We start from the raw sequence: 8,686 nt of genomic DNA on the forward strand, positions 1-8,686 counted from the left end.
CCCCACCCCTCCCCCGCCGGGGCCCCGCCATCGGGTACCGACCCCGCGGGGCGGCCGTCCGGGGCGGTGCCGGCCCCCCCCCCCCCGCCGCGCCGAGACTCCACCGGCCTACCGGCCGTTGAAAGCGTCCTTCAACCGCGAGAACAGCCCCTGCTGCCCCGGCTTGAACTCGCCCGTCGGCCGCTCCTCGCCGCGCAGCTTCGCGAGCTGGCGCAGCAGATCCTCCTGCTGCGGGTCCAGCTTGCTGGGCGTCAGCACCTCGACATGGACGATGAGGTCCCCGCGCCCGCCGCCCCGCAGATGCGTGACGCCGCGCTGGTGCAGCGGGATCGACTGGCCGGACTGGGTGCCGGGCCGGATGTCGACCTCCTCCATCCCGTCCAGCGTCTCCAGCGGCACCTTCGTGCCCAGCGAGGCCGCGGTCATCGGGATGGTGACCGTGCAGTGCAGATCGTCGCCGCGCCGCTGGAAGACCGGGTGCGGGTTTTCGTGGATCTCCACGTACAGGTCGCCGGCCGGGCCGCCGCCGGGGCCGACCTCGCCCTCGCCCGCGAGCTGGATGCGGGTGCCCTTGTCGACGCCCGCCGGGATCTTGACCGTGAGCGTACGGCGGGACCGTACGCGCCCGTCGCCCGCGCACTCCGGGCACGGGGTCGGCACCACGGTGCCGAAGCCCTGGCACTGCGGGCACGGCCGCGAGGTCATGACCTGGCCGAGGAAGGACCGGGTGACCTGCGAGACCTCGCCGCGGCCGCGGCACATGTCGCAGGTCTGGGCGGACGTGCCGGGGGCCGCGCCCTCGCCGCTACAGGTCGCGCAGACGATCGCCGTGTCGACCTGAATGTCCTTCGTCGTCCCGAACGCGGCCTCGCTCAGGTCGATGTCCAGCCGGATCATGGCGTCCTGGCCGCGCCGGGTGCGCGACCGCGGGCCGCGCTGCGACGACTGCCCGAAGAAAGCGTCCATGATGTCGGAGAAGTTGCCGAAGCCCGCGCCGAAGCCGCCGGCTCCGCCACCGCCCGCCGTCTGTGAGAGCGGGTCGCCGCCGAGGTCGTAGACCTGCTTCTTCTGCGGGTCCGACAGCACCTCGTAAGCGGCGTTGATCTCCTTGAACCGCTCTTGGGTCTTCGGATCCGGGTTCACATCCGGGTGAAGCTCACGCGCCAGTCTCCGGAAGGCCTTCTTGATCTCGTCCTGCGAGGCGTCCCGTCGTACGCCGAGGACCGCGTAGTAGTCCGTGGCCACTTACGACTCCGCCAGGATCTGTCCGACGTAACGTGCCACTGCGCGTACCGCTCCCATCGTTCCGGGGTAGTCCATGCGGGTCGGTCCGACCACGCCGAGTTTGGCGACTGCCTCGTCGCCCGAACCGTAACCGACGGCGACGACCGATGTGGACGTCAGCCCTTCATGAGCATTCTCATGCCCGATGCGTACGGTCATGCCGGAATCCTTGGCCTCGCCCAGCAGCTTGAGGAGCACGACCTGCTCCTCCAGCGCCTCCAGCACCGGCCGGATCACCAACGGGAAATCATGCCCGAATCGAGTCAGGTTGGAGGTGCCGCCGATCATCAGCCGCTCCTCGGTCTCCTCGACCAGGGTCTCCAGCAGAGTCGCCAGCACCGTCGAAACGGTTCCTCTGTCCTCCGCCTCGAAGGACTCCGGGAGGTCCTGCACCAGCTGCGGCACATCCGCGAACCGGCGTCCCACCACCCGGCTGTTGAGCCGCGCCCGCAGATCCGCGAGCGCCGTCTCGCCGACCGGCGACGGGCAGTCGACCATACGCTGTTCGACCCGCCCGGTGTCCGTGATCAGTACGAGCATGACGCGGGCCGGGGCCAGCGAGAGCAGCTCCACATGGCGCACGGTGGAACGCGTCAGCGACGGGTACTGCACCACGGCGACCTGCCGGGTCAGCTGCGCGAGCAGCCGGACCGTGCGCCCCACCACGTCGTCGAGGTCGACGGCGCCGTCCATGAAGTTCTGGATGGCCCGCCGCTCCGGCGTCGACAGCGGTTTGACGCCCGCCAGCCTGTCCACGAAGAGCCGGTATCCCTTGTCGGTCGGGATGCGGCCCGCGCTCGTATGGGGCTGGGCGATGAAGCCCTCGTCCTCCAGCGCCGCCATGTCGTTGCGCACCGTGGCCGGGGACACGCCCAGCTGGTGCCGCTCCGTGAGCGCCTTGGAGCCGACCGGCTCCTCCGTGCCCACATAGTCCTGGACGATGGCGCGCAGCACTTCAAGCCTGCGTTCGTTCAGCATCGCGCACACCTCCCGTCCAGCCGTCCACCGGGGACTTTCCCCTGTCTCTCACTCGGCGCCCACTTGGCACTCCATGGTCACGAGTGCCAGCCACCCTCAGCCAGTGTACGGCCGGGTGCCACGACCAGGGCAAGGGCGGGCCCGTCGGCGGGACGGGTCCGACGGGCAACCGTATCGCGCTCTCGCCGGACCCAAGGTCTAGCGTCTGGGTATGAAGAGCAGTTGGGAAGAGGCGCACTGGGAAACGCTCGCGCCGGGGGTGGTGCGGCGCAGGCTGCCGGGCTGGGACTGCACGGTGGGGGCCGTGCGCGGCGATACGGGCGTGCTGGTCGTCGACACCGGGTCGACGCTGCTGGAGGGCGCGGACATCCGCCGCGAGGTGCGGCGGCTCTTCGGCCGTCCCGTGACGCATATCGCTCTGACGCATCCGCACTTCGATCATGTGCTGGGCACGGCGGCGTTCGCCGGGGTCCAGGTGTACGGCGCGGCCGGGCTCGACGGTCACCTCGCGGGCGCGAAGGACGAGCTGCGGCACGACGCGGTACGGCACGGAGTGGCCCCCTCCGCCGCCGCGGAAGCCGCCGACCTGCTCGTACGCCCGCACCACACCGTCACCGGCGAGCTGACCCTCGACCTCGGCGGGCGGCAGGTGCTGCTCGCCGACGTCGGGCCGGGGCACACCGCGCACGACCTCGCGGTGTGCGTGACGGGCCCGCCGGAGATCGTCTTCTGCGGCGATCTGGTCGAGGAGTCCGGCGAACCGCAGGCCGGGCCGGACGCCCAGCCCCGGCAGTGGCCGGCCGCCCTCGGCCGGCTGCTGGCGCTCGGCGGTGATGACGCGGTGTACGTGCCGGGTCACGGAGCCGTGGTGGATGCCCGTTTCGTACGTGATCAACGCGACGCTCTGGCGGCCCGCTTCGGCGTGTCGTGACGCGCTCCCCGTCCCGTTTTCTATCGTCTGGCGGATGCGCAGCAGAGAGTACGGCCCCGACCTGACACCCCCGTGGAAGAAGACCGCGCCCGCCCCCGAGGTGCCGGCCGACCCCGACCTCGTCGTCGAGGAGGTCGCCACGGGCTTCTGCGGCGCGGTGATCCGGTGCGAGAAGACGGCCCAGGGGCCGACCGTGACGCTGGAGGACCGGTTCGGCAAGCACCGGGTCTTCCCGATGGAGCCGCGCGGATTCCTGCTGGAGGGCCGCGTCGTCACGCTCGTACGGCCGCAGCAGCGGGCCGCGCGGGGCCCGGCCCGTACGGCCTCCGGGTCGGTGGCCGTCCCGGGCGCGCGGGCGCGCGTGGCCCGCGCGGGCCGCATCTACGTCGAGGGCCGCCACGACGCCGAGCTGGTCGAACGCGTCTGGGGCGACGACCTGCGCATTGAAGGCGTCGTCGTCGAGTACCTGGAGGGAATCGACGATCTTCCCTCCATCGTCCGCGACTTCGCGCCCGCTCCGGACGCCCGGCTCGGCGTGCTCGTCGACCACTTGGTGCCCGGTTCCAAGGAGTCCCGTATCGCGGCCGAGGTCACGGATGCGAACGTTCTCGTGGTCGGCCACCCCTATATCGACGTGTGGGAGGCCGTGAAGCCGGCCTCCGTCGGCATCGCGGGCTGGCCGTCCGTCCCGCACGGCCAGGACTGGAAGAAGGGCGTCTGCCGGTCGCTGGGCTGGCCGGAGAACACGGGCGCCGCGTGGCAGCACATCCTCGGCCGGGTGCGCAGTTACAAGGACGTGGAGCCGGCGCTGCTGGGCCGCGTCGAGGAGCTGATCGACTTCGTCACGGGGTAGCCGGCCCTCCTGTCAATCCACCAGGTCGCGCACCACCGCGTCCGCCAGCAGCCGCCCCCGCAGCGTCAGCGCCGCCCGTCCGTGCTCGTACGGGCCCGGCTCCAGCAGCCCGTCCGCGAGCGCGCGGGCGGCGGCGCGGGCCCCGGCCGGGGCGAGGAGGTCCATGGGGCAGCCCTCGGCGAGCCGCAGTTCCAGCAGGATGCGCTCCACGCGGCGGTCCTCCGCCGACAGGAGCTCGCGGCCCGCGCCGGGCGTGCGGCCGTCGCCGAGCGCCTGGGCGTACGCGCCCGGGTGCTTGGCGTTCCACCACCGCACGCCGCCCACGTGGCTGTGGGCTCCGGGGCCCGCGCCCCACCAGTCCGCGCCGCGCCAGTACAGCTCGTTGTGACGGCAGCGGCCGGCCTCCGTGGTGGCCCAGTTGGACACCTCGTACCAGCTGAATCCGGCGGCCGACAGCGCCTCCTCCGTCATCAGGTAGCGGTCCGCGTGCACGTCGTCGTCGGTCATCGGGACCTCGCCGCGGCGGATGCGGCGGGCGAGCTGGGTGCCCTCCTCGACGATCAGCGCGTACGCGGAGACGTGATCCGGGCCGGCGCCGATCGCGGCCTCCAGGGACGCCTGCCAGTCCGCGTCGCTCTCCCCCGGCGTGCCGTAGATCAGGTCCAGGTTCACATGGTCGAAGCCCGCGGCGCGCGCCTCGGCGACGCACGCCTCGGGCCTGCCGGGCGTGTGCGTGCGGTCGAGGATCTTCAGTACGTGCTGGCGCGCGCTTTGCATTCCGAACGAGACGCGCGTGAAGCCGCCGGCCCGCAGCTCCGCCAGGTAGGCCGGGTTCACGGACTCCGGATTGGCCTCGGTGGTGATCTCCGCGCCGTCGGCGAGCCCGAACTCGTCCCGGATCGCGGCGAGCATGCGCACCAGGTCCGCGGCGGGCAGCAGGGTGGGGGTGCCGCCGCCGACGAAGACGGTCTCCACGGGGCGCGGGTCCTCGCCCAGCACCTTCCGGGCGAGGCGGACCTCCTGCGCCAGCGTCTCGGCGTAGTTGTCGCGCGAGGCCAGGGCGCCGCCGGAGCCGCGCAGCTCACTGGCGGTGTAGGTGTTGAAGTCGCAGTAGCCGCACCGCGTGGCGCAGTACGGCACGTGCAGATAGAAGCCCAGCGGCCGGTCCGCCGCCCCGGTCAGGGCGTGCGGGGGCAGCGCCCCGTCGTCGGGCACGGGCTCACCATCGGGCAGTACGGAAGGCATGGGCTCCATTGTCCGGCATCGGCGCCGCCCGCCGTCCGGGCCGGAACCCTACCCTCCGCTATTGCGCCCGCAGCACCAACAACGCCAGGTCGTCGTCCGGCGGCGTCGTCCCGAAATCGTGGACCGCCCGCCGGATGCGCTCGGCGACGCCGCCCGCGCTCAGCCCCGCGCACCCCTCCAGTACGGTCGTCAGCCCGTCGTGGTCGTCGAACAGGTCCGGCTGCTCGGGCCCGCGCCGGTGCTCCGTCACGCCGTCCGTCACGCACAGCAGCGTGTCACCGGGGGCGAGGTCGAAGGTTTCGCTCACATAGGCGGCCTCCTCCATCACCCCGAGCAGCATCTGGGAGCCGGCGGCGGGGCGGACCGTTCCGTCGGGGCCGAGCAGCAGGGGCAGCGGGTGGCCGGCGCAGGCGAGCGTGCAGCGGACGCCGAGGCCGGGGCCCAGCGGGGCGAGCTCGCCGTAGACCAGGGACAGGAAGCGGGCGCCGCTGTCCGGGCCGCCGTCGTCCGGCGCCTCCACTGGCCCCGCGGGCCCGCTCTCCGTCGCGGTGGCGACGGCCCCCACGGCGCCGACGGCCCCTTCGACCGCGTCCTCGCCGAGCATCCGGTTGAGCCGGTCGAGCACCTCGCCGACGCCGTACCCCTCCTTCGCGAGCAGCCGCATCCACGGCCGTACGAGCCCGGTGACCACGGCCGCCTCCGGGCCGCTGCCGCACACGTCGCCGAGGGCGAAGCACCAGCGGCCCTCGGCGGCCTGGAAGACGTCGTAGAAGTCGCCGCCCGCGCAGGTGTCGCCGCGCGGCTCGTACACGACGGCGTGCTCGACGCCGGGGATGTCGGCGAGGCGGCGGGGCAGCAGCCCGCGCTGGAGGACCTGGCTGATGGTGAGCTGCCGGGTGTACTGCCGGGCGGAGGCGAGGGCGAGCGCGACGCGGCGCGCGAAGTCCTCGATGAGGCCGACGACCTCGTCGGGCGTGCGGGTCAGTCCGGCCCGGCCGAGCAGTATCGTGCCGACGCCGCGGCCCCCGGCGACGAGCCGGCAGGCGAGGGCGGAGCCGCCGGGCCCGTAGGCGCCGGGTTCGCCGGGCCAGGGCCAGGAGACGGCGCTGCCGAGGGCGGCGGCGGGCGGCCGGGGCGGGTCCTTCTCCAGGGTGAGCCGCAGCGTCTCGATGCGGCTCTCGCTGGTGTGCCAGACGCGGGACAGGCGCGGCACGTGGCCGTCGGTGTCGAGCCAGACCGCGCACCAGTCGGCGAGCCGGGGCACGAGGAGCTGGGCGGCGAGGGAGGCCACCATGTCCTCGTCGAACTGTCCGGCGAGCAGTTCGGAGGCCTCGGCGAGGAAGGACAGCGCGCCGTGGCTGATCCAGTCGGGGTCGGCGGGGCCGTCGGCCGAGCGGCGCGGGGCGGGGGCGAGGATCTCGGCGACGCGCAGGTCGCGCAGGAGCGCCTGGTCGCCGGCGGTGGCGGCCTCGGGCGGCGGCTGGGCGCCGGGCACGACGGGCAGCCGGAACCAGACGGTCTTGCTCGTGCGGTGGTACGTCGTGCCCCAGGATTCTGCGCACTCGGCGACGAGGCGCAGGCCGTGGCCGGTGCGCGGCAGTTCGTCGTCGATGTCGCAGGGCGGCCGGGCCCGCAGCACGCGGGCCGGGTGGTAGTCCGTGACCTCGACGCAGAGGGAGGACAGCCGTCCGCCGCCCCTTCCCCCGTCTCCGCCGTCGAGCGCGACGCGCAGCTCGACGGAGGTGCCCGCGTGCACCACCGCGTTGGTCACCAGCTCGCTCACCAGCAGGACGGCGTCCTCGGTGAGGCGGTCGGTGATCCCGCGCACCCCGGGGAGGGCGAGCGCGGTCCATTCGGCGACGGCGGCCCGTACGAACTGGCGGCCGGCCAGGGGCGCGAGGGAGTTGCCGGGCAGGCGCGTACGGGCCGTGGGCGCGATACGGGCGGCGGCGGGCGGACCGGGATCACCGAGATCACCGGGGCCATCGGGATCTCCGGGGCCATCGAGAACGTCGGGACCGTCGAGAACGTCGGGAACACAGCCCTCCGGGACGGACCCGTTCGGTACGGGCTCGGCCTGGCTGGATCCAGCCGTCTCGGCGTGTCCGGGAACGGTGTGCGAGGGGACCCCGTGCGGCTCCGCCGCACCCCATTGAACAGAAGATGATGTACCCACCGGGTAGCTCCTGACCAGTTCCGGCATAGTGCCGTTTCCGACACCGACAGAGTGACAGACTGGCCACGCTCATACGCACCGAGTTACGTAAGTGGGTGGCCATGAGTGGAGAAACCGCTGTTCCGACGGCAGTCATCGCTGCGGGGGACACGCAGGGCCAGTGGGTACGGGCCGCCGAACTGCGTCCGTTGCTGAACGCGCTGACCGCTCTGAGCGACGGCGATTTCCGGGTCAGGCTGTCCGGCGCGCAGACCGGCGTGCTGGCGGAACTGGCCGCCGCGTTCAATCAGGTGGTGGCTCGTAATGAACACTTCTCGGACGAGCTGACGCGGGTGCGCCGCGAGGTGGTGCGGCAGGGCCGGCTGGACGAGCGGGTGGAGCCGAGTCCGGGGCAGGGCCACTGGGCGATGAGCGTGCAGGCGGCGAACACCCTGATCGACGCCCTCGTCACCCCGGCCGCGGACGCCACGCGGGTGCTGGACGCGGTCGCGGGCGGCGATCTCATGCAGCGCGTGGACCTGCACGACGGCAACCGTCCGCTCCGCGGCGACCTGCGGCGGCTGGGCCGCGCGGTCAACAAGATGGTGGACCAGCTGTCGCTGTTCACCGGCGAGGTGACGCGGGTGGCCCGCGAGGTCGGCACCGAGGGGCGGCTCGGCGGCCGGGCCAAGGTGGCCGGTCTGTCGGGGAGTTGGCGGGATGTGACGGAGGCGGTCAACACGATGGCCGCGCGGCTGACGGCGCAGGTCCGGGACATCGCGGTGGTGACGACGGCGGTGGCGCGGGGCGATCTGACGCGGCAGGTCACGATCGAGGCGACCGGTGAGCTGCTGGAGCTCAAGCTGACCGTGAACACGATGGTGGACCAGCTCTCCGCGTTCGCGGACGAGGTGACGCGCGTGGCCCGCGAGGTCGGCACCGAGGGGCAGTTGGGCGGCCGGGCGCAGGTGCGGGGCGTGTCCGGGGTATGGAAGGACCTCACCGACAACGTCAACTTCATGGCCTCCAACCTGACGTCGCAGGTCCGCAACATCGCCCAGGTCACCACGGCCGTCGCCAACGGCGATCTGTCGCAGAAGATCACGGTGGACGCGCAGGGCGAGATCCTCCAGCTCAAGAACACCGTGAACACGATGGTGGACCAGCTCCTGGCCTTCGCGGACGAGGTGACGCGGGTGGCCCGCGAGGTCGGCACGGACGGCAGACTCGGCGGCCGGGC

General features: G+C 72.9%; 7 protein-coding genes. 3 read left to right on the forward strand and 4 right to left on the reverse strand.

Going from position 1 to position 8,686, the window contains the following annotated elements:
* Nucleotides 1–108: 108 nt before the first annotated feature.
* Both dnaJ and hrcA read right to left on the reverse strand, forming a co-directional pair.
* The gene (dnaJ, locus tag ACFU99_RS22895) at nucleotides 109–1,245 is read right to left on the reverse strand and encodes a molecular chaperone DnaJ (protein WP_384394830.1); all 1,137 of its coding nucleotides are present in this window, start codon (nucleotides 1,243–1,245) and stop codon (nucleotides 109–111) included.
* Entirely contained in the window at nucleotides 1,246–2,262 is a 1,017-nt protein-coding gene (hrcA, locus tag ACFU99_RS22900; protein ID WP_384394831.1) for a heat-inducible transcriptional repressor HrcA, read from the reverse strand.
* A gap of 211 nt (nucleotides 2,263–2,473) precedes the next feature.
* Here hrcA and ACFU99_RS22905 point away from each other — a divergent pair, with 211 nt between their 5' ends.
* Nucleotides 2,474–3,193 carry an MBL fold metallo-hydrolase gene (locus ACFU99_RS22905; protein WP_384394833.1) on the forward strand — a complete coding sequence of 240 codons (720 nt, stop codon included), beginning with the start codon at nucleotides 2,474–2,476 and terminating at the stop codon, nucleotides 3,191–3,193.
* A 34-nt stretch (nucleotides 3,194–3,227) separates the two neighbouring features.
* Entirely contained in the window at nucleotides 3,228–4,046 is an 819-nt protein-coding gene (locus tag ACFU99_RS22910; protein WP_384394835.1) for a DUF3097 domain-containing protein, read from the forward strand.
* 12 nt (nucleotides 4,047–4,058) lie between these two features.
* Here ACFU99_RS22910 and hemW read toward each other — a convergent pair whose 3' ends face one another.
* Both hemW and ACFU99_RS22920 read right to left on the reverse strand, forming a co-directional pair.
* Nucleotides 4,059–5,291, reverse strand: coding sequence for a radical SAM family heme chaperone HemW (gene hemW / locus ACFU99_RS22915; RefSeq protein WP_384394837.1), 1,233 nt, complete (start codon nucleotides 5,289–5,291; stop codon nucleotides 4,059–4,061).
* Nucleotides 5,292–5,349: 58 nt separating this feature from the next.
* Complete coding sequence (locus ACFU99_RS22920) at nucleotides 5,350–7,230, reverse strand: SpoIIE family protein phosphatase (protein ID WP_384394841.1); 1,881 nt, start codon at nucleotides 7,228–7,230, stop codon at nucleotides 5,350–5,352.
* 338 nt (nucleotides 7,231–7,568) lie between these two features.
* On the opposite strand from ACFU99_RS22920, the gene ACFU99_RS22925 reads away from it, so the two are divergent.
* Nucleotides 7,569–8,686 (forward strand): HAMP domain-containing protein (locus tag ACFU99_RS22925; RefSeq protein ID WP_384394839.1); only part of this gene is annotated, 1,118 nt, incomplete at its 3' end.

Source organism: Streptomyces sp. NPDC057654, from assembly GCF_042800135.1.
Classification (GTDB): Bacteria; Actinomycetota; Actinomycetes; order Streptomycetales; family Streptomycetaceae; genus Streptomyces.